General features: G+C 70.9%; 24 protein-coding genes and 1 pseudogene. 16 read left to right on the plus strand and 9 right to left on the minus strand.

From position 1 onward, the window contains the following. Window positions 1-25: 25 nt before the first annotated feature. Together ACIA8K_RS02960 and ACIA8K_RS02965 are read right to left on the minus strand one after the other, a co-directional pair. Entirely contained in the window at window positions 26-790 is a 765-nt protein-coding gene (locus tag ACIA8K_RS02960; RefSeq protein WP_396054264.1) for an ABC transporter permease subunit, read from the minus strand. Continuing rightward, a complete protein-coding gene (locus ACIA8K_RS02965; RefSeq protein ID WP_396054266.1) occupies window positions 787-1,695 on the minus strand; it encodes an ABC transporter ATP-binding protein in 909 nt (302 codons plus the stop codon). The genes ACIA8K_RS02960 and ACIA8K_RS02965 overlap by 4 nt, the downstream gene beginning before the upstream one ends. 84 nt (window positions 1,696-1,779) lie before the next feature. Between ACIA8K_RS02965 and ACIA8K_RS02970 the strand changes: the two genes are divergently transcribed. From ACIA8K_RS02970 to ACIA8K_RS02980, 3 genes are read left to right on the plus strand one after another with little or no spacing between them, the layout of a single operon-like run. After that, entirely contained in the window at window positions 1,780-2,538 is a 759-nt protein-coding gene (locus ACIA8K_RS02970; RefSeq protein ID WP_396054268.1) for a putative protein N(5)-glutamine methyltransferase, read from the plus strand. A gap of 9 nt (window positions 2,539-2,547) precedes the next feature. After that, window positions 2,548-3,027 (plus strand): GNAT family N-acetyltransferase, encoded by a 480-nt coding sequence (locus tag ACIA8K_RS02975; RefSeq protein ID WP_396054270.1) that lies wholly within the window; start codon window positions 2,548-2,550, stop codon window positions 3,025-3,027. An 18-nt stretch (window positions 3,028-3,045) separates the two neighbouring features. Further along, window positions 3,046-3,837: an MBL fold metallo-hydrolase gene (locus tag ACIA8K_RS02980; RefSeq protein WP_396054272.1), complete on the plus strand. Its 792-nt coding sequence runs from the start codon at window positions 3,046-3,048 to the stop codon at window positions 3,835-3,837. A 31-nt stretch (window positions 3,838-3,868) separates the two neighbouring features. Here the strand turns inward: ACIA8K_RS02980 and ACIA8K_RS02985 are convergent, their stop codons facing one another. Then, the gene (locus ACIA8K_RS02985; RefSeq protein WP_396054274.1) at window positions 3,869-4,681 is read right to left on the minus strand and encodes a hypothetical protein; all 813 of its coding nucleotides are present in this window, start codon (window positions 4,679-4,681) and stop codon (window positions 3,869-3,871) included. Between the two features lie 135 nt (window positions 4,682-4,816). Between ACIA8K_RS02985 and ACIA8K_RS02990 the strand changes: the two genes are divergently transcribed. Continuing rightward, window positions 4,817-6,031, plus strand: a complete 1,215-nt coding sequence (locus ACIA8K_RS02990; RefSeq protein WP_396054276.1) for a molybdopterin molybdotransferase MoeA — start codon at window positions 4,817-4,819, stop codon at window positions 6,029-6,031. Between the two features lie 39 nt (window positions 6,032-6,070). On the opposite strand, the gene ACIA8K_RS02995 is transcribed toward ACIA8K_RS02990, so the two are convergent. Continuing rightward, a complete protein-coding gene (locus tag ACIA8K_RS02995; RefSeq protein WP_396054278.1) occupies window positions 6,071-6,487 on the minus strand; it encodes a DUF2000 family protein in 417 nt (138 codons plus the stop codon). 50 nt (window positions 6,488-6,537) lie between these two features. On the opposite strand from ACIA8K_RS02995, the gene ACIA8K_RS03000 reads away from it, so the two are divergent. Next, window positions 6,538-7,359, plus strand: coding sequence for an AraC family transcriptional regulator (locus tag ACIA8K_RS03000; RefSeq protein ID WP_396054280.1), 822 nt, complete (start codon window positions 6,538-6,540; stop codon window positions 7,357-7,359). 27 nt (window positions 7,360-7,386) lie between these two features. Here the strand turns inward: ACIA8K_RS03000 and ACIA8K_RS03005 are convergent, their stop codons facing one another. Beyond that, on the minus strand, window positions 7,387-8,646 hold the full coding sequence (locus ACIA8K_RS03005) for a serine hydrolase domain-containing protein (RefSeq protein WP_396054282.1): 1,260 nt from the start codon (window positions 8,644-8,646) through the stop codon (window positions 7,387-7,389). A 532-nt stretch (window positions 8,647-9,178) separates the two neighbouring features. Between ACIA8K_RS03005 and ACIA8K_RS03010 the strand changes: the two genes are divergently transcribed. The 3 genes from ACIA8K_RS03010 to ACIA8K_RS03020 all read left to right on the plus strand — a co-directional run bounded on the left by ACIA8K_RS03010 (window position 9,179) and on the right by ACIA8K_RS03020 (window position 10,716). Further along, window positions 9,179-10,102: a helix-turn-helix domain-containing protein gene (locus ACIA8K_RS03010; protein WP_396054284.1), complete on the plus strand. Its 924-nt coding sequence runs from the start codon at window positions 9,179-9,181 to the stop codon at window positions 10,100-10,102. Window positions 10,103-10,163: 61 nt separating this feature from the next. Beyond that, window positions 10,164-10,349, plus strand: a complete 186-nt coding sequence (locus ACIA8K_RS03015; protein WP_396054506.1) for a DUF397 domain-containing protein — start codon at window positions 10,164-10,166, stop codon at window positions 10,347-10,349. Between the two features lie 172 nt (window positions 10,350-10,521). After that, the gene (locus tag ACIA8K_RS03020; RefSeq protein WP_396054286.1) at window positions 10,522-10,716 is read left to right on the plus strand and encodes a DUF397 domain-containing protein; all 195 of its coding nucleotides are present in this window, start codon (window positions 10,522-10,524) and stop codon (window positions 10,714-10,716) included. Window positions 10,717-10,761: 45 nt separating this feature from the next. On the opposite strand, the gene ACIA8K_RS03025 is transcribed toward ACIA8K_RS03020, so the two are convergent. Together ACIA8K_RS03025 and ACIA8K_RS03030 are read right to left on the minus strand one after the other, a co-directional pair. Further along, window positions 10,762-11,319, minus strand: coding sequence for a TetR/AcrR family transcriptional regulator (locus ACIA8K_RS03025; RefSeq protein WP_396054288.1), 558 nt, complete (start codon window positions 11,317-11,319; stop codon window positions 10,762-10,764). A gap of 54 nt (window positions 11,320-11,373) precedes the next feature. After that, complete coding sequence (locus tag ACIA8K_RS03030) at window positions 11,374-11,637, minus strand: hypothetical protein (protein WP_396054290.1); 264 nt, start codon at window positions 11,635-11,637, stop codon at window positions 11,374-11,376. 202 nt (window positions 11,638-11,839) lie between these two features. Here ACIA8K_RS03030 and ACIA8K_RS03035 point away from each other — a divergent pair, with 202 nt between their 5' ends. The 5 genes and pseudogenes from ACIA8K_RS03035 to fabF all read left to right on the plus strand — a co-directional run bounded on the left by ACIA8K_RS03035 (window position 11,840) and on the right by fabF (window position 16,586). Then, the gene (locus ACIA8K_RS03035) at window positions 11,840-13,084 is read left to right on the plus strand and encodes a PucR family transcriptional regulator (protein WP_396054292.1); all 1,245 of its coding nucleotides are present in this window, start codon (window positions 11,840-11,842) and stop codon (window positions 13,082-13,084) included. Between the two features lie 98 nt (window positions 13,085-13,182). Beyond that, window positions 13,183-14,115 (plus strand): annotated as a pseudogene (locus ACIA8K_RS03040) (ACP S-malonyltransferase); the annotation flags it as partial. 13 nt (window positions 14,116-14,128) lie between these two features. After that, window positions 14,129-15,073 (plus strand): beta-ketoacyl-ACP synthase III, encoded by a 945-nt coding sequence (locus tag ACIA8K_RS03045; protein WP_396054294.1) that lies wholly within the window; start codon window positions 14,129-14,131, stop codon window positions 15,071-15,073. A gap of 44 nt (window positions 15,074-15,117) precedes the next feature. Next, on the plus strand, window positions 15,118-15,363 hold the full coding sequence (locus ACIA8K_RS03050; protein ID WP_396054296.1) for an acyl carrier protein: 246 nt from the start codon (window positions 15,118-15,120) through the stop codon (window positions 15,361-15,363). Beyond that, window positions 15,360-16,586, plus strand: coding sequence for a beta-ketoacyl-ACP synthase II (gene fabF, locus ACIA8K_RS03055; RefSeq protein WP_396054298.1), 1,227 nt, complete (start codon window positions 15,360-15,362; stop codon window positions 16,584-16,586). The genes ACIA8K_RS03050 and fabF overlap by 4 nt, the downstream gene beginning before the upstream one ends. A 53-nt stretch (window positions 16,587-16,639) precedes the next feature. On the opposite strand, the gene ACIA8K_RS03060 is transcribed toward fabF, so the two are convergent. After that, the gene (locus ACIA8K_RS03060) at window positions 16,640-18,388 is read right to left on the minus strand and encodes a glycoside hydrolase family 3 protein (RefSeq protein WP_396054300.1); all 1,749 of its coding nucleotides are present in this window, start codon (window positions 18,386-18,388) and stop codon (window positions 16,640-16,642) included. 97 nt (window positions 18,389-18,485) lie between these two features. Beyond that, entirely contained in the window at window positions 18,486-18,977 is a 492-nt protein-coding gene (locus ACIA8K_RS03065) for a DUF3145 domain-containing protein (protein ID WP_396054302.1), read from the minus strand. 225 nt (window positions 18,978-19,202) lie between these two features. On the opposite strand from ACIA8K_RS03065, the gene ACIA8K_RS03070 reads away from it, so the two are divergent. From ACIA8K_RS03070 to ACIA8K_RS03080, 3 genes are all read left to right on the plus strand, one after another. Continuing rightward, complete coding sequence (locus tag ACIA8K_RS03070) at window positions 19,203-19,529, plus strand: hypothetical protein (RefSeq protein ID WP_396054304.1); 327 nt, start codon at window positions 19,203-19,205, stop codon at window positions 19,527-19,529. A 139-nt stretch (window positions 19,530-19,668) separates the two neighbouring features. Further along, complete coding sequence (locus ACIA8K_RS03075; protein ID WP_396054306.1) at window positions 19,669-20,649, plus strand: alpha/beta fold hydrolase; 981 nt, start codon at window positions 19,669-19,671, stop codon at window positions 20,647-20,649. Between the two features lie 155 nt (window positions 20,650-20,804). Continuing rightward, on the plus strand, window positions 20,805-22,922 hold the full coding sequence (locus tag ACIA8K_RS03080; protein ID WP_396054308.1) for a HelD family protein: 2,118 nt from the start codon (window positions 20,805-20,807) through the stop codon (window positions 22,920-22,922). The last annotated feature ends 487 nt before the right edge of the window (window positions 22,923-23,409 follow it).

Genomic DNA, 23,409 nt, shown 5'->3' on the forward strand with positions numbered 1-23,409 from the left:
GGGAGCGGGAAGATGATCTGAGGGTTTAGGCCGCCTCGGTGCCGACGTCGCGCTTGTGGAAGCCGTGAACGGCGACCGCGAGCAGCGCGGCGGTCAGCGCGATCATCAGGAGTTCGTAGCTGCCGGGCCGGAGCGGGTGGGAGCCGGCGCCGCTCAGGTGATGGTCGAGTGGGGAGAGCCAGCGCATGGCGCGGGCCTCGCCTGCCGTGCCGGCCAGCGCGCGGAGGCTGAAGGCGACAGTTGCCAGGCTTCCGGCCAGCATCAACGCGATCGCGCGGTCGCCGGTGAAGGCGCCGGCGGCGAAGGACATCGAGCCGAAGAACAGGCCGAGCAGGACGATGCCGGCGCAGGCGGCGGCCACGTCGGCGGCGTCGATGCGGAGTCGGCCGATGAAGACGAACCACTGCACGGCGGCCCAGATGATCAGGCCGACCACGGTGATCGAGAGGGCGAAGCCGGCATAGCGGGTGAGCACCAGCCGGCGGCGGTCGATCGGGCCGGCCAGCAGCAGTTCGAGTTCGCCGCTCTCCTCCAGGCCGGCGACGGCCCGGGCGCCGAGCCCGATCGCGCACAGCACCACCAGGAGCGGTGGCGTCAGCCCGTAGACGGTCGTCTCCAGGTAGCTGGTCGTGGGCACCTCCACCAGGTGCCGCATGTTCGGCGTTTTCCGTATAGCTACCGTGAAATCGCTATATATCCGCACATAGCCGAGGGTGAAGATGCCTGCCACCACGGCCCAGCCCAGCGTCCGCCTGTGGAATTCGGCGAGCGTACGAAGCAACAGGCTCACGCGACCGACCCGAACGCCTGGTGGGTGGCGGCGTAGTAACGGTTGATCAGCGCCTCGCTCGGCGTCGGCTCGGTAATGATCATGTCGATGACGGCGTGCCGCGCGGCCGCCTTGATCAGCGGGTCAAGCGGGCCGTCCACCATGCACCAGAGCACCCGGCCGTCCAGCCCCAGCTCGGTGACGCCGGGCAGGCCGAAGAAGTCCGCGCGCGGCACCGGGTCCGCGAAGTGCACCTGCACCCGGCGCGGCGGGCGGCGCGCGGTCCGCTGCTCCACCCGCTCCACGCCCACCAGGCGGCCCTCGTGAAGCACGCCGACCCGGTCCGCCACCTCCCACGCCTCGGTCGCCTGCCGCGCGCAGAGCAGCACCGTGCGGCCTTCCGACCGCGCCTGCCGGATCAGGGAGACCAGCTCGGCGCGCCCGGCCGGGTTCAGCGCGGACGCGGGCTCGTCAAGCAGCAACAGCTCCGGATCGTGCATGAACGCCTGGACCAGCGCCAGCCGGCGGCGGTTACCGGGCGACAGCGTGCGCACCTTCCGCCCGGTGTCCAGGCCCAGACGATCAGCGAGGGTACGCATCCGCGCCGCATTCCGCCCGCCGCGGGCGCGGTCCAGCCCGCGCAGCAACGACAGCACGCTCTCCCTGCTCTCGAACACCACGTCCGCGGGCACGTAGCCGATCCGTGCCCGCACCCGCGCGGAGGACGGCGACTCGCCAAGCACCGTCACCCGCCCGGCGGTCGGCCGGACCAGGTCAAGCAGCATGCGAAGCGTGGTGGTCTTGCCCGCGCCGGACGGGCCGAGCAGGCCGAACACCTCGCCGACCGGCACGGACAGAGTCAGGTCGTGGACGCCCCGCAGGTCCGCGAACTGCTTCGTCAGGTGTTCGGTCTCGATGGCCCCCATGCCTGACAGGATGCGTGCCGGACCGGCACCCCGCACAGGCGGAAATGCTGGGCGTTTGCTGGCAGTTTCCGGTACCGTCCGCGCGTGATCGACCTGGTGGGGCGGCTGCGTGCGGCCGGATGCGTGTTCGCAGAGGACGAGGCCCGGCTGCTGAGCGGCGCGGCCGGCACACCTGCTGAGCTGGAGACGCTTGTCGCACGCCGGGTGGCCGGGGAACCGCTTGAGCACGTGGTCGGCTGGGTGGAGTTCGCCGGGCAGCGGTGGGCGGTGGACCCCGGCGTGTTCGTGCCCCGGCAGCGCAGCGAGCTGCTCGTTCGTACCGCGGCGGCAGAGGTTGTGAAGGACTCGACGATTCTTGACCTCTGCTGCGGTTGTGGCGCGCTCGGTGGCGCGGCCGCGCTCGCGATGCCCGGATCCCGGCTGGTCGCGGCCGACATCGACCCGGTTGCGGTGGCCTGCGCCGACCGCAATCTCGCGCCGCTCGGCGGTACCGCCCACGCCGGTGACCTGTTCGCGCCGCTTCCCCCGGACCTGCGCGGCACGGTGACGGTGCTGCTTGCGAACGTGCCCTACGTGCCGACCGACGCGGTCGCGCTGATGCCGCCGGAGGCCCGGGACCACGAGCCCCGGTACGCGCTGGACGGTGGCCCGGACGGCCTGGACCTGCTGCGGCGGGTGGCGGCCGGGGCGCGTGACTGGCTCGCGCCGGGCGGGCGGCTGCTGACCGAGACGTCCGCCGCGCAGGCCTCGCTCGCGGTGTCGATAGTGCGGGAGCACGGCCTCGACGCCCACGTCGTGGAGGACGATGATCTTGGGGCTACCGCGGTCGTCGCGCGCCGATAGGCTGTGCCGATGGAGATCAGAACGGCGACGGACGCGGACTGGCCGGGCATCTGGACGATCCTCAGCTGGGTCGTTTCGACAGGCGAGCACTTCACCTGGGGCCCGGACACCACTGAGGAGTGGGCGCGAGCCAAGTGGACGGCCGGCGCGACAATCGTCGCGGTCGACCCGGACGGCACCGTCGTCGGCACCGCGTACACCGCGCCGAACCAGCCCGGCCACGGCGCCCACGTGGCGAACGCGGGCTTCGCCGTCTCCCCCGGCCACGGCGGCCGCGGCATCGGCCGGGCACTCGGCGAACGCGTGCTCGCGGACGCGAAGGCCGCCGGCTACCACGCCATGCAGTTCAACGCGGTCGTGGCCACGAACGCGCCCGCCGTCAGGCTGTGGACCTCACTGGGCTTCGACATCCTGGCGACAGTGCCGTCCGCGTTCCGGCACCCGGCCGAGGGTTATGTCGGCCTGCACATCATGCATCGAACCCTGTAGAAGACTAGGCTTTTCCTGGTGACGGAGCTGCCGATCTGCCGCACCTGCGGGGTGCAGTACGGTGCCGCGAGCTTCGACGCCCGGACCTGCGCGATCTGCGCGGACGAGCGGCAGTACACCGGTTGGGACGGCCAGCACTGGACCACCCTGGCCGGCCTCTCCGCCGCCGGCCACCGCGGCGTCGTCCGCCCGGAACCGCCGGGTCTGACCGGCGTCGGCGTCGAGCCGTCAGTCGCCATCGGCCAGCGCGCACTTATCGTCCCCGGCGACGGCGGCAACGTGCTCTTCGACTGCGTGCCCTACCTCGACGACCGCACGGTCGCGGAGATCCACCGGCGCGGCGGCCTGGCCGCGATCGCCCTCTCCCACCCGCACTTCTACGGCGCCATGATCGAGTGGAGCCGCGCGTTCGGCGACATCCCGGTCTACGTCCATGCGGCCGACCGTCAGTGGGTCAAACGCCGCGGCAACGTCCGCTTCTGGGACGGCGACACGCTTGAGATCCTCCCCGGCCGCACCCTGATCAACTGCGGCGTCCACTTCCCCGGCGGCACGGTGCTGCACTGGCCCGGCGGCCTCTGCACCGGCGACATCTTCACCGTGGTGATGGACCGGCGGTGGGTGAGCTTCATGTACTCCTACCCCAACTTCATCCCGGAGAGCCCCGCGGTGATCACGCGCGCGCTCTCCCTGGTCGAGCCGTTCGACTTCGACACGATCTACGGCGCCTGGTGGGGCCGCGTGGTCACGAGCAACGCCAAGGCGGCCCTGGCAGCCTCGGCCGACCGCTATCTGCGCCACCTCCACTGACGCAAACCACCACCCCTCCAGCGGGGTACGACTACCGCAGGCGCCCGATCTTCGCGAGTTCGCCGAGAAGCGTCGCCCTGTCGACCTCGCCGGTCTCGTTCACCTCGACCTCGGTGGTCACATTCTCGTCGCCGACAGCGCTGTCCCAACGCCGCAGCGCGTCGGGCATCGTCGTGGAACGTCCGAACGCGACGATCTCACCGGCGCCGGACTCGGCCTGTGCCATCAGGTCCCGCATCAGGTCAGAGCCGAGATCCAGGCCGGCCTCCGACCTCCAGCTGATCATCGCGGACTCCGGCTTCGTCTCGCTCAGCAGCGATGCCACACGCGATGGATGCCCCTCCGGGCCGGGCGCCTGATCCAGTCGGAACCGGATCTGCGTGACCTGGTCGACCTGCTGCCGCCAATCATCGAATGACGTTCCGGCACCTGGCAGCGCCGTGACGTTCCATCCGTCACCGGCATCCATCCTGAGCATCGATCGCAGCGCGCCGACAAAGGAGATCGGGCGGATCGCCTGCCTCCTGGGCTGGTAGACGACGACAAGATCAACCATTCGCACCACGAACGGCGCCGCCGCACCGCTCTTGGTCGGCAGATTCTCGAAATCGTCGATGTCGTTCTGCCATAGATCCGCGTTCTCGGTACGGTCGAACCCCAACCGGCCGTAGAGATGTTCGCCGTCGTACGTCACCTGCCCGAGATGCCAGAGCCGGCCATACCGATCAGCCTTCCGGCCCTGCTTGAGCGCGTTCCGGACGAGCTTCTCCTCCGCATCGAAGAGGTCCAGCTGCCCTGACGCCACGATTCTCGCTCGGGCCACCCGCCCCGGCTGGATCGACATGCACAAATAGTACTCAATGCGTATTCACCTGATAACCCTTAGCAACTAGACGAGAAGGTGTGCCGTTTGGGCAACCATGGCGGCCGGGACGATACTCAGCAGAAGATCACTTCGAACGGATCTGAGGTCATCGCCGTGTCGACGTCGCCGGGCATTGACGCCAACCTTCCTGCGCAGCTGCCACGCGTCGAGGCGGACATGGCGTGGGCGCGGGCGCACCGGCTGGCCGGGACGCTGCCGCGGGCGCTCGGGGCGGAGCGGGTGACGCTTGCCGGTGCGCACGGGCGCACACTCGCCGAGGACGCGCGCTCGGCGGCACTGCTGCCGGGGACGGACACCGCGGCGATGGACGGCTACGCGGTCGCCGGGCCGGGACCGTGGCGGACGGCCGGGCAGGTTCTCGCCGGCCGGCTCGCGGACGGGCTTCCCCGGCTGGAAGCGGGCACCGCGGTGGAGATCGCCACTGGCGCGCCGGTCCCGGGTGGCGCCGATGCGGTGATCCCGATCGAGATCTGCCGGGTCGACGGCGACACGGTCCGGCTCGGCGAGGAGGCGAGCCCGGACCGTACCCACATCCGGCGTGCCGGGGAGGACCTCACGCCGGGCATGCTGCTCGCGCCCGCGGGCACGCCGGTCACCGCCACGCTGGCCGGTCTGGCCGCGCACGCCGGACTTGATCACCTGATGGTCAGCCGCAGCCCGCGGGTACGCCTGACCGCGACCGGCGACGAGGTCATCGCGGCCGGCATACCCGCGCCGGGGCAGGTACGGGACGCGCTGTCCCCGCTGCTCACGGCGCTGCTCGGCCACACCGGCGCGGCACCGGCCGGAACGGCGCACGTGCCCGACCGGGCCGAGCTGCTTGACGCCGCGATCGCCGCGCCGGACTGGGACGTGATGGTGGTGACCGGATCGTCGTCGGTCGGCCGCGCTGATCATCTCCACCCGGTGCTGAACGGGCAGGGCGCGCGCTGGCACGTGGACGGCGTGGCCTGCCGACCGGGGCATCCGCAGGCCCTGGCCGAGCTGCCGGGCGGCAGGTGGGTGGTCGGGCTGCCGGGCAATCCCTATGCCGCGCTGGTCGGTGCGGTCACGCTGCTCCGGCCGCTGCTCGACGCGTTGCAGGGCCGGACCCCGCGCGTGCCGCTGCGCTTGCAGGTGACCGGCGACATCCGGCCCTATCGGGCTGGCACCCGTCTCCTCCCGGTCCGGATCGAGGGCGGCCACGCGGCTGTGGTGCCCGGGTCCCGCCCGGCCAGCCTGCTCTCCGCCGCCACCGCTGACGCACTCGCGGTGATCCCGCCCGATTGGACTCCGGGCACGGCCGCGGACCTGCTGACCGTGCGGTGACGCGCCCGCCGCGCGACAACCCGGCTGGCCGCGGATCTGCTATCCGTGCAGTGACGCGCCCTTCACGATCTTGTCCACCGCGTTCCGCGGCGCGTGCAGGCCGATCCCCACCAGGTTGAGGTCGTCCCGCCGGACCGCCGCCACCGCCTCCCGGTTCGCGGCGTCGTGCCCGGTCTTGAACAGCTCCTCGGTGAAGATGGCCAGCGTCACGCCGCGGGACAGCGCCCGCTCATGTGCCGTCTTCAGCAGCGCCGCATCTCCCGCGAAGACCATCACCGGCTGCCCGAACATCGGCAGGTAGTCCGTTCCGTCACGATCCGCGTAACGCTCGCCGAGCAGGTGCGGAGCCGCGCCCGCCAGCCCGCTGATCAGGAACGCTGTCACGTTAAGCCGCTGCCAGGTGAGCAGGTCGTCCCGCAGCAACACGGCGATCTTGGTGTCGAACCTCGTACTCATGAACCAAGCCTGGCAAGAGTCTGCACCGCAGATCTTGTACGTTTCTCACCATGCGTGAGCTGGTCACGGCCTGGCGGCCGAGCGTGCCGGGCGTGCGGGAGGTGTTCCACGCGCACTTCGTCGCGCACGCCTACCCGGCGCACACGCACGATGCCTGGACGCTGCTGATCGTTGACGACGGCGCCATCACGTACGACCTGGAGCAGGCGCATCACGGCACGGTCGGCCCGATGGTGACGCTGTTGCCGCCGCACGTGCCGCACGACGGCCGCGCCGCCACCACGCACGGTTTCCGCAAGCGCGTGCTCTACCTGGACACCACTGTGCTCGGCGAGGAGCTGATCGGCGCGGCCGTGGACAGTCCGGGGCTTGCCGACGCGCTGTTGCGCCATCGCATCGGGCAGCTGCACGGGACGCTTGCGAGCCCGGGTGACGCGCTGGAGAGCGAGAGCCGCCTGGCGCTGATCCGGGACCGGCTCCGCGCGCACCTGCTGCCGCACGTCCCGGCCGGCCCGCCCGCGCCGAAAGGACTGGCCGGCGACCTCCGTGCGCTGCTGGACCGGGACACCGCCGCCGGGTTGACGCTTCGTGACGCGGCCGCGGAGCTGCACGCGCATCCCAGCCACCTGGTGCGCGCGTTCAGCCGCGCGTTCGGCCTGCCGCCGCACCGCTACCTGACCGGCCGCCGGGTCGACGCGGCCCGCCGGATGCTGCTGGCCGGGCTGCCACCGGCGGAGGTCGCGACAGCTGCCGGCTTCCACGACCAGTCGCATCTGAGCCGCCACTTCACCCGGGTCCTGGGCGTGCCGCCGGGCCGCTACGCCGCAGGGGCAAAGGCACGATCACAAGCAGCTTCCGGGGGTACGCCGTGAGCGCGCACGGCGTACCCCCGGAAGGCTCTAGTTCTTGATCGTGATCGCGGTCGGCAGCAGCGGCGGCGTGTTCCCGCCGGCGGTCCGGAGGCGGTCCGCGCTCGCGCCGGTCTGCGGCTCGCACACCGCCGTGAGGAGGACGTTTGCGAACGCCTCGGACTGCTCCGGCGTGGCGCCGAAGTTCAGGCCGTAGGCGAGGCCCACGGCCACCTGGGTGCGCCCGTCACCGGACGTGAGCACCTGGGTGACCTGGCCGATCACGGCGCCGTCGTGGCCGTAGAACGTGCCGCAGGGCAGCTGCATCGCGTAGACGCCGAGGCCGTACCGGACCGCGTCCGGCGCCTCGGGGATCATCGGCAGCGCGCCGTCGAACAGCGCCTTCTGCTGGGCCGGCTTGAGCAGGCGGCCGGTGAACAGCGCCCGGTGGAACGTGTTCAGGTCGTTCATCGTGGAGATGATCTCGCCCGCGGTCCACGCCCAGGTCATGTTGTAGACGCTGAAGTCGCGCAGCGCCACCTCGCCGGTCTGCTCGTCCGGCCAGGCCACGTAGGCGCCGGCGTGCGGCCCGCGGATTTGCGGGTCATTGCCGGGGAAGTACGTGTCGCGGAGCCCGAGCGGCCGGATGATCCGCCGGTTGATCTCCCGCTCCACGTCGTTGCCTGTCACCTTCTCGATGATCAGCCCGGCCAGCACGTAGTTGGTGTTCGAGTAGGAGAACACCTCGCCCGGCGCGCCGGTGGCCGGGAACGACTGGCCGAGCCGGACCAGCTCGTCCGGCGTGAACGTGCGGGTCTGCCAGTCCAGTACGGCGTAGTAGTCAAGCGCGGACGTGTAGTTCCCGATGCCGCTTGTGTGATTGAGCAGCTGGCGCACGGTGATCGCCGGGTCGAGGTCGTACTGCGGCAGCAGCCGGTCCACGCTTGTGTCGAGCGACAGCCGCCGCTCGCCGACCAGCTGCAGCACAGTGGTCGACACGAAGGACTTGGTCACGCTGCCGATCCGGTGCCGGGAGTCGGGCCGGGCCGGCGCACCGCTCTCGACGGACGCCACGCCTGACGCACCGTTGAACGTCTTCCCGTCCCGGCGGACCTGCGCGTACGTGCCGGGTATGCCGGTCGCGACAAGCGCGTCGAGCGTGGGCTGCACCTCGGCCGCGAGCGGGTTGGTCTTCGGTGCGGCGAACGCCACAGCCGTGTGGGTAAGCGCTGCGGTGCCGGCCAGGACGATCGCCGCGACGGCCGCGCCGGTCCGGGCCCACAGAACTCTGTTACGCCATGGTTTCGACATATGCACATCCTTTCGGGTCCGAAGAGGACGTGCGTCGGCCGCGGAGCGGAACGGGGCATCCGTCTCGGGGCGGACGCGCACGGCGTGACATCCCCGTACAGGAGGAGATTCGTCTCGGCCAGCCCGCGATCAGCCAGGTCGCAGATTGGGGGTTGGCACACTGCTGAGCGCGTGGGAGACTCGAGACACGGTTGGAGTGGCACTGCAGATCGGTATTAACGGGCAGACCAACGGGTCCGGCGCACGGCCCCACGGATTGCCGGCAAGAGAGCAAACGAGGGCACCTGGCGGCAACCGGGTGCCTTCGTAGCGTCCAGGTCAAGGTCAACTTTCACCGCTCACGCCTCCCTCCCCTCTCGCCCCGCGTGGCTCGGCCCGCGGACGTCTCCTATAGCGGAAAACTCGCCTGGTCACCAGTCAGATCGGCGAGTCGGTACCACGCGCGCCCGCAACGAGTCGTATGATGGGTCGCAAGCTGCGACCTCGCAGATCGGTGTTTGCAACGGGTTACCTTCCTACATAGAGGATCTGTATGACCACGCCCCCGCCGGCTGAATCACCCGCGGTCGCGCGGCGCCGGCTGAGGCTCGCGCTGCGACGCGCGCGCGAGGAAAAGGGCTTCACGCAGCATCAGGTGGCGGAGGAGATGGAGTGGTCCATCTCGAAGGTCATGCGCATCGAGAGCGGCGAGGTCACCGTCTCGGTCAACGACACCAGATCCCTGCTGACCTACCTGGGCGTCACCGACTCCGATGAGGTCTCCCGCCTCGTGCAGTCCGCGCGCGACGCCCGCAAGCGTGAGTGGTGGGACGAGGCGCGCTACCGCGAGCACGTACCTCCTGCGCTGCGCCGTCTCATTCAGTTCGAGACCGAAGCGCGTGCCATCCACTACTTCTATCCCATGATCATTCCGGGTCCGTTGCAGGTGGAGGACTACGCCCGCGCGATCCTTCGTTCGCATTTCGGCACGTCCGACACCGCCATCGGCGAGGTGCGCCTAGAGGCACGGCAGCGCCGCCGTCAGGGATTCCTCGGCCGCCGCGACGACCCGCTGGTGCGCCTCCTGCTGGACGAGTCCGTGCTGTACCGGACGCTCGGAGACTTCAACCTTCTCTCGAAGCAGCTGTTCGATCTGCACTCACTGACCGCCCAGAGCCGGATCACGGTGCGCATCATCCCCTTCACCGCCGACATCGCTTTCCCCCTCCTCGGCACATTCGAGATCTACGGACTGTCCAAGTCCGACATGGACTCCGCGGACGGCATCGACGATGCCGTGATGTACCGGGAGAGTGATCAGCTCGACGAGCTGGTCGAGGACCAGGCAGCCGTCAGCCGACATCTGACGGTGTTTGAGGTCATGTGGGCCGGTTCGCTCAACGAGGCGACTTCAACCCAGATGATCTTGGAAGCAGCGCAAAATGCCGCCTCCAAAGCGAGCAGAGCAGGGATGTAAGGGGTGAACCCGGGTCGCCGGGAGCCCGCACCAGAGAGGCAAAACAGTGACAGCGGACGCTATGCCTACCGGATGGCGCAAGAGCACATTCTGCGGCAGCGGGGCATGTGTCGAGATTGCGACAGACAGCGCACACCGATACATGAGGGATGCAAAAGAGATCAACAGCCCGATTTTGGCCTTCTCCAACACGGCCTGGGCTTCCTTCGTCAGCAGCGTGAAGTCGGATCAGATCAGCTCTCTGTGACGAAAGACTGAGGGGGGTGCGAGCGCGCGCCGCGATCGCACCCCTTCCGGATGGACAAATCGGGCCGGTCTACCACGTATTACTCCCACTCAGTGCTCACTCATCGCCACTTGTTCCCTACTGTGCGCTCATGCACCTATGGTGGAGAGCGAGGCATAGGGAGGGAGCACCCATGCAGTCCGATCCGCAGTTGCGGTGGCGTAAGAAATGCGGTACCGCTGCATGCGTAGAGGTGGCGACCACGTCCGCCGCTACGTATGTGCGCGACTCCGAGGCACCCGAGGGCGACCGACTTGCCGTGTCGGCACCCGCCTGGAGTTCGTTCATCACCGCCGTCACCGACGGCGGCATTTCAACCGTCCACTAGTGCGCCAAGCGGGGGCGGGGCCCAGGCCGCCCCTGACCTACACGCTCAGCCGGGCCGTCGCTCCGCGGTCCGTTCGATCAGACCCAGCAGATCCTCCAGGTCCGCCTCGAAATCAGCCGCCCGTTCCTCAGCCGACCCGGCCACGAACCGCCCGGTCACCTCAGAGGCCCCGTAGCCCAGCGCGAACGTCGACAGCATCCGCTGCAGGCGCAGCACCTCCGCTCGCGCCACGCCCGCGTCCCGCAGCGCGTCCCGGATCCGCTCCTGCACCCGGTCGGCGTCGTCACCCTCCTCGGCGGCCGGACGTGCCACCAGCAGCGGGTACGCCCCCGGGTGAGCCTGCGCCAGGTCACGCGCGGCGCGGGCGATCGCACGCAGCCGGTCCCGCCAGTCGCCGTCCGAGTCGGACGAGTCGTTCAGCTCCTCAAGCAACTGCCGGACCAGGCCGTTGAGCAGCGCCTCCTTATTACCCACGTAGGGGTAGAGCGCCATCGAGCTGAGCCCGACCCGTCGTCCGACCGCACGCATCGAGACCGCGTCCAGGCCGGCCTCGTCCGCGAGCGCCATCGCCTGCCGCAGGATCACCCGCTGCTTCTCGTCCACCTCACCGAACGTAGAGCGAAGTCCCCACGAATGCGGCCGAACGGGCCAGCGGGCTCAACACCAGCGGCGGGGCGGGCGGCCGCGGCCGGTCTTGGGGCGGCGGGGTCGGACCGCGCCGTGCAGGTGGGCGCCGGCCCAGCCGTTGAGGCGGGTCTGGCAGCCGCCGGCCCGGGCAGGGCCGGGGAGCGGCGCGTCGTCGACCGGAGCGGCCGGTGGCTCGTCGGCGTGCCGTGGGGAGCGGGACTGGCGGGGCACCACCCGGCTGCCGCGACGAATGTCGTCCGGCTCGGGGAGATCCGCTGCAACCTCCTCCGCCATGTTGCCCTCCTTGCTGCGCTGTTCCGTACGGCGGCGCACGCAAGAGACGCTCGCCCCCGCGTTCGCACCCGTCGAGAGTAAGCGGTTTCAGGCGGCGTGGGGACTACACACGCTGCGGTGAACATCACTCGCGTCTCGGCCTTGATCAGGTAATTCATGGTCAAGAAGAGGCGTTCCGCGCGGCTCGTGGCAGGCTTGGCCGGTGGCGAATGCGGCGGGCGGTACGGGAGTCGACGACCCGGAGGACGGCGAACTGGCCGCCACGGTCCGGCGGATCGAGCGGAGCGCGGGCGGCCTGGCCACCGCGTCGATCACCCGGATGGACGAGACGCTCCCCTGGTTCCGGGACCTGCCGGCCGATCAGCGGTCCTGGGTGATGCTCGTCGCACAGGCCGGTGTCCGCTCGCTCGTGGAGTGGCTTCGCGCCGGCGGCAACACCCAGGAGGTGTCGGACGAGGTGTTCGCGACCGCGCCCCGCGCGCTGGCCCGGACGATCTCGCTGCAGCACACGGTCGCGCTTGTCAAGGTGACGATCGACGTGGCCGAGGAGCAGGTCGCGGAGCTGGCCGCACCCGGCGAGGAGGTCGCGCTGCGGGAGGCGATGCTGCGGTTCTCCCGGGAGATCGCGTTCGCGGCCGCCCGGGTCTACGCGCGCGCGGCCGAGTCCCGCGGCACCTGGGACGCCCGGCTGCAGGCGATGCTTGTGGACGCGCTGCTGCGCGGCGACTCGTCCGACGTGCTGGCCAGCCGCGCGGCCGCGCTGGGCTGGGCGGACGCGGCCCCGGTGGCGGTCGCGGTGGGCAGGTCGCCCGGCGGGGACCTGGCCGCGATCCTGCACGGCTTCTACCGGGCCGCGCGGCGGCTCGGCGTGGAGTTGGTCGGCGGCGGCCACGGCGACCGGCTGGTGTTGGTGATCGGCGGTGCGGCCGATCCGGTGACTGCCGTGCAGCGGCTGCTTGACGGGTTCGGTGACGGCCCGGTGGTGGTCGGCCCGGCGGTGCCGAGCCTGGACGCGGCGACCGACTCCGCGCGCGCGGCGCTGACCGGCTATCGCAGCGCGGTGGCGTGGCCCGCGGCGCCGCGCCCGGTCGCGGCGGACGATCTGCTGCCGGAGCGGGCGCTTGCCGGTGACCCGGAGGCGCGGCGCACGCTGCGGGACTCCGTGTACGGTGCGCTGACCCGGGCCGGCGGGGAGCTGATGGAGACACTTGACGCGTTCTTCGCCGCGGGCGGCGTGCTGGAGAGCGCGGCGCGCGCGCTCTTCGTGCACCCGAACACGGTCCGGTACCGGCTGAAGCGGATCACCGAGGTGACCACGTTCTCGCCGCTGAACCCGCGGGACGCGTTCGCGTTGCGGATCGCGTTGACGATCGGCCGCCTCGATCCGCCGAACGCGGTGTTGCCACCGTCACGCGCAACCCCACGTCAAACGGACACGAAGGCATAACCACCATCTATCTTTGTAGGTATCCCACAAAAGCGTTAGTGTGGATTGGTGCCTGTCAGCAGCGATAGACAGCGGCGGCATCCCGCAGAGTGTCAACCGTGCTAGCCGTTCTCTCCCCAGGGCAAGGTTCCCAGAAGCCCGGCTTCCTCAAGCCGTGGCTCGAGCTCCCCGACGCCGAGGCCCGCCTCGGCGCGTGGTCCGAGCTGGCCGGCGTCGACCTGGCGCGCCTCGGCACCGAGGCGGACGCCGAGGAGATCAAGGACACGGCACGCACGCAGCCGCTGCTCGTCGCGGCCGCGTTGCTGGCCGCGGAGCAGCTGACGCTGAGCGAGGCGACAGTGGTGGCCGGGCACAGCGTGGGCGAGCTCGCGGCCGCCGCGATCGCCGGCGTGCTCACCCCGGAGGCCGCCGTGACGCTTGCCGGCGTGCGCGGCCGGGAGATGGCCGCCGCCTGTGCGCTCGAGCCGACCGGCATGGCCGCGGTGCTCGGCGGCGAGCCGGACGACGTGGTGGCCGCCATCGAGTCGTACGGGTTGTTTGCCGCCAACCGCAACGGCGCCGGGCAGATCGTCGCGGCCGGCGCCAAGGACGCGCTTGAGAAGTTCGCCGCCGATCGCCCGGGCGGCCTGCGCGTCATCCCGCTGGCCGTGGCCGGTGCGTTCCACACGCCCTTCATGGCCCCGGCCGAGGCGGCGCTTGCCGTCGTCGCGGCGGACGTCGTGACCGCGGACCCCTCGCGGGTGATCCTCTCCGATTTCGACGGCGCGGCCGTCACCGACGGCGACGACCTGCTGTCCCGCCTGGTCCGCCAGGTCACCGCGCCGGTCCGCTGGGACCTGGTGATGCGGACGCTGGCGGGGCGGGGTGTGACCGCGGTGATCGAGCTGGCTCCGGCCGGCACGCTCGCCGGACTGATCAAGCGCGAGCTCAAGGGCCCCGGCCTCCCCGAGATCCTCACCCTGAACACTCCGGACGACCTGCCCGCTGCGGTCGACCTGATCGCCCGGCACGGAGCCACCACGAGTCCCGAAGGACAGAACTGACATGGCAGGCAGCCGCATCCTCGCCCTCGGCCACTACCAGCCGTCCCGGGTCGTCACCAACGAAGAGCTCTCGCACACGATCGACACCAACGACGAGTGGATCCGGGACCGGGTCGGCATCGCCGAGCGGCGCATCGCGGACACCGAGTCGGTCGCGGACATGGCCACCTTCGCCGCGGAGAAGGCGCTTGCCAACGCGGGGCTGACCGCTGCCGACATCGACCTGGTGGTGGTGGCGACCTGCTCCGCCGAGGACCGCTGCCCGAGCGTCGCGGCGATGGTCGCGGCCCGGCTCGGCATCAACGCGCCCGGCGCGTTCGACCTGAACGCGGCCTGCTCCGGCTTCTCCTACGCGCTTGCCACCGCGGACCACGCGGTCCAGGCCGGCGCGTCCCGCAACGCGCTGGTGATCGGCGCGGAGAAACTCTCCGACGTCGTGGACTGGACCGACCGCACCACCGCCGTGCTCTTCGGCGACGGCGCGGGCGCGGCTGTGATCACCGCGACCGCCGACGACGAGCCGTCCGGCATCGGCCCGGTGCTCTGGGGTTCCGCCCCGGAGAAGGGCGACGTGCTGACGATCGCGGGCTGGCGGCCGTACATCAAGCAGGAGGGTCAGTCGGTCTTCCGCTGGGCCACCACCGCGATCGCGCCGGTGGCCCGGCAGGCGTGCGAGAAGGCCGGCGTCGCGCCGGAGGAGATCGCCGCGTTCGTCGCCCACCAGGCCAACACCCGGATCATCGACGGCATCGTAAAGCGGCTCGGCATTCCGAACGCCGTGATCGCGAAGGACCTGGTCGAGTCCGGCAACACCTCCGCGGCCAGCATCCCGCTGGCCCTGTCCAAGCTGGTCGAACGGCGCGAGGTGCCCTCCGGTGCCCCCGTGCTGCTGTTCGGCTTCGGCGGTGGCCTGACCTATGCAGGTCAGGTCGTTCGCTGCCCGTAAGGCCCCGGTAAACAGTAAAAAAACCCGAAAGGACCATCACGCACATGGCTTCCCGCGAAGAGATCACCGCCGGCCTCGCCGAGATCCTGAACGAGCTCGCCGGCGTCGAGGCGGACGACGTGACCGAGGAGAAGACCTTCACGGACGACCTCGACGTCGACTCGCTCTCCATGGTCGAGGTCATCATGGCGGCCGAGGACAAGTTCGGCGTGAAGATCCCGGACACCGAGATGCAGAACCTCAAGACCGTGGGTGACGCCGTCTCCTACATCGAGGCGAACCAGAAGTGACCTCTGTCGACGTCGTCGTCACAGGGCTCGGCGCCACGTCCCCGCTCGGCGGGGACGTGGCGTCCACCTGGGACGGCATGCTCAACGGCCGCTCCGGGGTCAGCAGGCTGACCGCGGACTGGGCGGCAGAGCTGCCGGTGCAGATCGCCGCGGCGCTCGCCGTCGACCCATCCGAGATCATCGAAAAGCCGAAGCTCCGCAAGATGGACCGCTCGGAGGCGATCGCGCTCATCGCGGCGCGCCAGGCGTGGGCCGACTCCGGCCTGGCCGACTCCGGGCTGGACCTTGAGCGGCTCGCCGTGAGCATCGGCACCGGCATCGGCGGCGCCACGACGCTGCTCAACCAGGACGACATCCTGGAGGCGCAGGGCGCGCGGCGGGTGTCCCCCCACACCATCCCGATGCTGATGCCGAACGGCCCGGCCGCGTTCGTCGGGCTGGACCTCGGCGCACAGGCGGGCGTCCACTGCGTCGCCAGCGCGTGCGCGACGGGCGCGGAGGCGATCGCGCTCGGCCTCGACCTGATCCGGGCCGGCCGGGCCGACGTGGTCGTGGCCGGTGGCACCGAAGCCGTGATCCACGCGCTGCCGATGGCCGGCTTCGCCTCGATGCGGGCCATGTCCACCCGCAACGACGACCCGGAGCGGGCCTCCCGCCCGTGGGACAAGGGCCGCGACGGCTTCGTGCTCGGCGAGGGCGCGGGCGTGCTGGTGCTTGAGCGCGCCGACCACGCGATCGCCCGGGGCGCGACGATCTACGCCCGGCTGGCGGGCGCGGGCATCACCTCGGACGGCTACGACATCGTGCAGCCGCACCCGCAGGGCGCGGGCGCGATCCGCGCGATCACCAAGGCGCTGCGGGACGCCGACCTGACCGGCGCCGACATCGTGCATGTGAACGCGCACGCCACGTCCACGCCGGTCGGTGACGTGGCCGAGATCGCGGCGCTGCGGGCCGCGGTCGGCACCCACCCGGTGGTCACCGCCACCAAGTCGATGACCGGGCACCTGCTCGGCGCGGCCGGTGCGCTGGAGTCGATCGCGACGATCCTGTCGATCCGGGACAGCATCGTCCCGCCCACGATCAACCTGGACGACCCGGACGACGCGCTGGACCTGGACGTGGCCGCGCACAAGGCCCGTCAGCTGGAGATCCCGGCCGCGCTGAACAACTCGTTCGGCTTCGGCGGGCACAACGTGGCGCTGGTCTTCACGCGCCCGTAAGCAGCACAGGAAAAAGGGGGCGGCCCAGCACGGGCCGCCCCCTTAAACCATGATCAGCACACGGTACGCGGCAGCCCGTCCACCTCGACCGGGGAGCTGCCCTGCGGCTTGGCCTTGCCCGCCAGCACGTTCGCCAGCGCGGTCAGCTGGGCGCCGGAACTGGAGTAGGTGGCCATCAGCACCGGCGAGCTGGACGAGGCCAGCAGGTACGGCAGGTGCATCGCCACCGTCACTCGTGCGCCCGATGACAGGTCCGCCGGGCCGTCGCCGTACCCGACGAGGTGGACAGTGGTCTGTCCCCCGCTCGCCGCGACCTGGACGCCGGCCGCGCGCAGCGCCTCCTCAAGCGTCTTCTTGGACTCGCCGCGGCCGTCCGCCGCCGTCACCGTGACCGGGCCGGCCAGCGGCGCGCCGTCGCAGGTGCCGCGCAGCATCGTGATCGACCGGGCGGCAAGCGTCGCCAGCGGCTCCGCACCGCTGCGCGCGCCGACCTCGGTGACCGGCGGCGTGGCGTTCCGCGCAAGCGTGAGACGGAGCGTGAGCACCCGCGTGACGGCCTCGGTCAGCCGCGCCCGGGTGAGCGACCCGTCGCGCAGCGCCGCGAGCAGGCCGGCGTGCGCGGCCGGCAGGTCCGGCGGCATCAGCAGCAGGTCGTTGCCCGCGTTGAGCGCGCGCACCGCGGCCTCGCCGGCCGGCCAGGCCATCGCGGGCTCCATGTTGAGCGCGTCGGAGACCACCACGCCCTTGAACTTCATCTCGGTACGCAGCAGGTCGATCAGCACCTTGCTGGAGAAGCTGGCCGGGACGCCGGGGTCGATCGCGCGCACGTCGAGGTGCCCGGACATGACCAGGTCCGCACCCGCGTCGATGCCCGCCTGGAACGGCGGCAGGTCGCCCGTGCCGAGCGTCTTGCGGTCCTGGTTGAGCACGGGCAGCAGGTCGTGGCTGTCGCCGGTGGTGTGCCCGTGGCCGGGGAAGTGCTTCAGCGCGGCCGCGACGCCGCCGGACTGGAGGCCGCGCACCGCGGCGGAGACCTGCTCCGCGACCGCGGCCGGCTGGTCGCCGTAGGACCGGGAGCCGATCACCAGGCCGCCGGGGCCGCCGAGCACGTCCGCGACCGGCGCGAAGTCGGTGTTGATGCCCATCGCGGCCAGGTCGCCGCCGGCCACCGCCCAGGCCTTCTCTGTCGCGCCGATGTCGCCGGCCGCGCCGAACGCCATGGCCGCGGGCAGCATGTTCACGCCGGAGCGTATCCGGGTGACGACGCCGTACTCCTGGTCCGTGCCGATCAGCATCGGCGCGGCGCCGGCCGGCAGCTTCGCCTGGGCGGCCTGCAGCCCGTCGGTGAGCGCGCGGACCTGCGCCGGGTTGTCCACGTTTGTGGTCGGCTGGTTCTTGCCGGTCGGGTCGTCCGCGCTGAAGCCGACCAGGATGAGGCCGCCCAGCCGGTACTTCTCCACCATCTGGGCCGGGGTGTCCACGCCCGCGAGCCCACGGTTGCCGGCCTTGGACCCGCCGGAGACCTCGGTGGCGGACGCGCCGTAGGCGTACGGCATCAGCACCTGACCGACCAGGTCCTCGTCCTTCAGCGCGGCGACCAGCGCGGCCGCCTGGGACGCGGGATCGGGCGCGGCCGACGGCAGGCTCAGCGGGGTGGCGCTCGACTCCGGCGCCGCCGGTCCCGCCGGGGGCTCGGTGCCACACCCCGTCACGACGAGCGACAGAAGCAACGTGGGTACGGCGAGGGCGCGCCACCGGCCGAAGCGGTGAGCGCGTGAGGGGATGACCGGCACGCGCGTCATTCGACCAGGCATGCCGGTTTCCCACAACCTCAGCCGTAGCCACCGCTCCGGCGGCCCACCCCTGAGCTGTCCAAAGTCTTCCGCTATATCACTCAAATCACCCAACGCGCGTCAAAAGCATGTTCGGAGCGCCGTCGCCGGCGTACCGGTAGGGCTCCAGCTCGGCGTCCCACTGGGTGCCCATCGCCTTGTCGAGCGCGTGGGACAGCGCCTCGGGACCACGTGCCGAGGACATGATGGCCCGTAGGCGGTCCTCACCCAGCTGGATGTCGCCCGCGGCGCCGCAGGTCGCACGGAACAGGCCGCGACCTGGCACGTACATGAAGCGCTCGCCGTCGACGCCCGGACTGGGCTCTTCCGTGATCTCGAAACGGATCATGGGCCACTGCCGGAGCGCAGCCGCGAGCTCCGCCCCGGTGCCTGGCCGCCCGCTCCACCCCGACTCCGCCCGGCGGGCGCCGGGATCGACGGGCTGCGCGGACCAATGCAGCTTGACCGGCGCGGTGAGGACGCGCGCGATCGCCCACTCGACGTGCGGGCACACGGCGAGCGGGGTCGAGTGGACGTATATGACGCCACGCGTTGGCACGGTGACCTCCCGAAGACACGAGGTGCGTCTTCCCCTACGACCTCGATCTCCACGGTCGGCCGGGTTTCATGATGCCGTCTGTGACAGATGGTGCGCCAGGGAATCGGCCAACTCTGTTCGGTGGATCGGGCCTTTTTCTGTGCAAGACATGCCTGGTGTAAGCTCTGATGAGGGCGACTGTGGTCGCCTTCTCTACTTTCGGAATGTCGTTCAAGGAGTACCTCCGTGGCGAGCAGTACCTCAAAGACCGCGCGCGCATCAGTCCGCGCTGGACAGGCACAGGGTGCCGCCCTGAGCGTCCTGGGCGAGTTCAAGTACCTGATCCCGCTCAACAAGGGCAAGCACGTGTACGTGCGTAACCTGACCAACGCCAAGACGACGCATCTGAGCACCAGCTCAGACGCGTTCGTCGAGGAGATCCGGGTGCTTGCCGCCGCGGGTCACGGCGCCAAGATCCGTGCCGAGCTGGTCGCGCTGAACGAGGCGCACCCTCAGGACGGCTGGGCCACCACCGAGAAGAAGCTCGCCGACGCGGGCATCTTCGAGGGCTGATTCACGCACCTTCCATGAAGGCCGGCACCGTGACGGTGCCGGCCTTCATGTTTACCTCCTGGAAATGTGCGTCTCCGCGCGTAATGATTGTTACCCGCGGGTATGAGGTGCGCCGCGGCGAACCATCGCGGAGGTGCCCATGTCGCAGCGCCAGACCCTCCCCGCCAGTGCGGAGGTCCTTCTGCCCGACGGCGTACGGCTGCACGCCGAGACCGGCGGCGACCCGGACGCGCAGCTGACCATCGTCCTGCTGCACGGCTGGACGCTCGACGCCCGCAGCTGGCACCGCGTGCTGACAGCAATGGACACCGGCGCTCGGATCGTCGCCTACGACGCACGAGGTCACGGCCGCTCCGACGCCACCCCGCTCGACTGCGCCACGCTCGGCCAACTCGGCGACGACCTGCGGCACGTACTCGACGAACTGGTCCCCACCGGCCGGATCGTGCTCTGCGGCCACTCCATGGGCGGCATGACGATCATGGAGTACGCGCACCGCCACCCCGAGCACTTCGCGTCCCGGATCGCCGGCCTGGTGCTCGTCTCCACCTCCGCCGAGGGCACCTCCCGCACCCACTACGGCCTGCCCGGCCCGCTCGCCACGCTGCTCCGGCTGGCCGAGACCACAGGTGCCGGCGTGCTCGCCCGGTGCGGCGCCCGGCATCCGCACCGCGCCGTGCTGCCGGTGCTCGGGCCCGGCGTCCGCTGGCTGCTCTACGGCGACCGCTGCGACGGCTCCGACCTGCGCCTCACCCTCTCCAGCGTGGGCCGGTGCTCGCTGCGGTCGATCGGCGGCTTCCGCACGTCGATCGGCACCCAGCAGCGACTGGAGACGCTTGCCACACTCGGCGACGTACCGGCCGCGGTGCTTGTCGGCACCCACGATCGGCTGACGCCGCCGGCCTGCGCGGAGGCGATCGCGGACGCGCTGCCCGGCACCGAGCTGACCCGCTGCCCGAACGCCGGGCACATGTTGATGCTCGAGCGACCGTCCGAGGTCGCGTCTGCGCTGGCCACGGTCACACTCCGGGCGGCGGCGAGCACGCCGTTGCACGCGCCCGGGCGGCATTCTCGGCGTACGCCGCAGCAGCGCTCCCCCGGCACCGCCCAGGCCGCCTGAGCCGAGCGGGTCCCGGGGCGGCACCCGGCGGACTACGATCGAACTTTGCGTACGGCACGGCCTGACTACCGGCCGGTAGGGCGCAGCGTCGACACGCGCCCGGGCCAGGGGGTAGGTTCGATGGCCGCACCCAAAGCTCAGGAGCACAAGACCCGGTGACCGACGCCAATATCCTGCAACAAGAGATCGCCATCGAGCAGCGCCACGTGGACATCGTCTACGCGCGGCTGGCGGAACTGCGCGACCAGGCGGCGAAGGCCGAGAAAGCCGGCTACGGGCTCGCCCGGGTCGGCAACTTCGGCGCGCTCGTCGAGCGCGACGCCATGGTCTTCCACGCGGCCCGGCGCCGGCGGACGCTCGACTCCGAGCACGAGGGCCTGGTCTTCGGCCGCCTCGACCTGAACACCGGGCAGCTCTACTACGTGGGCCGGCTCGGCATCCGCGGCGAGGGCTCCGAGTCGCTTGTCGTCGACTGGCGCGCCCCGGCCGCCGCCGCGTTCTACCAGGCCACCGCGAAGGACACGCGTGACGTGGTCCGCCGGCGGATGATCCGGTCGACCGGCGAGCGGGTGACAGGCGTCGAGGACGACCTGCTCGACCCGGAGGCAGCGCCGGCCGACATGCACATCGTCGGCGACGGCGCGCTGATGGCGAGCCTCGGCCGCGCGACAGGCGCCGGCATGAAGGACATCGTCGCCACCATCCAGCAGGAGCAGGACGAGGCGATCCGGGCACCCGCCGCCGGCGTGACGATCGTGTCCGGCGGCCCGGGCACCGGCAAGACCGCTGTCGCGCTGCACCGCGCGGCCTACCTGCTCTACTCGGACCGCAGCCGGTTCGCCGGCGGTGGCATCCTGGTGGTCGGCCCGTCCGGCGTCTTCGTCAACTACATCGCGACAGTGCTGCCCGCGCTCGGCGAAGACTCTGCCACGCTGCACTCGCTTGGTTCGCTGATCCCCGGTCTGAACGCGGTCCGGGTCGATCCCGCCGCGGTCGCCGCCGTCAAGGGTTCGCTTCGCATGCGCAAGGTGCTCGAGCGCGCGTCGCACGACGCGGTCCCGTTCGGCCCGACGGAGCTGCGCCTGCTCTACCGCGGCACGCTGCTGCGCCTGACCACGGAGGACCTGAACCGGGCGCGCGAGCGGGCACTCCCCCGCGGCGCGCGGCGCAACGAGGCACGCCGGTCCGGCTTCGACAACATCTTCCAGGCGCTCTGGACGCAGGCGCAGCGACAGCGCGTGTCGACGCTGCCGCTGCGACCGGAGTTCGAGGCCGAACTGTCCGAGCGCGACGACTTCCGCGACTTCCTGCGCTCCTGGTGGCCGCAACTGCGCCCGAGCACCGTGCTCGCCTGGCTGGCCGACCCGGAGCGCCTGCGCAAATACGCGCACGGCATCCTGTCGAATAACGAGATCAAGCTGCTCCGGGACGCGTTCTCGACCCTCGCCGCGGACGGCCCGACGATCGCGGACGTGGCACTGCTCGACGAGCTGGACTCGCTTCTCGGCCAGCCGCGCAAGCCCCAGCAGCGTAACCGCAACACATTCCACGCGGGCGGCGGCGTGCAGGAGGTCACCACGTTCGCGGACCGGCAGGCGGCATCCCGGGTCACCGAGCGGCCGGAGGACTACCGGGACTACGCGCACGTGATGGTCGACGAGGCGCAGGACGTGTCACCGATGCAGTGGCGCATGCTCGGCCGCCGCGCCTCAATCGCGTCCTGGACGATCGTCGGCGACCCGCTGCAGGCCGCCTGGACCGGCAACCCCGCGGAGCTGTCCCAGGCCCGGGACCAGGCGCTGGGCGGCAAGAAGCGGCACGAGTTCACGCTCAGCACCAACTACCGGAACTCGCGCGAGATCTTCGAGGTCGCCGCATCCGTCATCCGGCGGGCGTTCCCCGGCGAGGCGCTGCCGACCGCCGTGCGCTCCACAGGCGTATCCCCGATCGAGCGCACGGTCCGCGTCGACGAGCTGGCCGACACGGTCCGCGAGTCCGCCGCCGAACTGCTCAAGCAGGTCGAGGGCACAGTCGGCGTGATCACCCCGGTCCCCCGCCGCGCCGAGATCGCCGCCTGGGTCGCCTCCCTTAGCGACGAGCGCGTCCAGGTCGTCACAAGCCTCCAGGCCAAGGGCATGGAGTACGACGGCGTCGTGCTCGTCGAGCCCGAAGAGATCCGCACCGACTCCGAATCCGGCGTCCGCACCCTCTACGTCGCACTCTCCCGCGCCACCCAGCAGCTCATCACCGTAGGCACCCGCCCATACCGGTAACCGAACCCACGATCACCAGGCATACCTTCCGGCTTCCGCGGTAGTCCAGCCCGCCGCTCCCGACTTTGTTGCCATGTCAGGGCGCGGCTCGACCATCGCTTGATCAGACCCCGCTCCTGCCGGAAATATCGGGAAAAGTCCCCCGCCGCAGGCAGGGTGTCGCTGCTATCAATCAGCAATCGCCGATAGATCAGCGGCCAGGTGAGGCATGTGCACGTCATTCGCGACGAATAGCGTGCTCATGCCTCACCTGACGCCCTCCACCCTCACCGCTTCTCCGCATTTCACCCATATCCCCCCAGCGCGACCCAGCGCGACCCAGCCCAGCCCAGCGCAGCCCAGCGCGACCAGCCCAGCGCGGCCCAGCCTGACCCAGGCGCGACCAGCCCAGTGCGACCACCCCAGCCTGACCCACCTAGCCCGCTTGCCGACAGCATCAGCAGACTGCTGGCCGCGGCCGCGCTGTCCACGTTCCCGAGCACGATGC

Source organism: Catenuloplanes sp. NPDC051500, assembly GCF_044454585.1.
Classification (GTDB): domain Bacteria; phylum Actinomycetota; class Actinomycetes; order Mycobacteriales; family Micromonosporaceae; genus Catenuloplanes.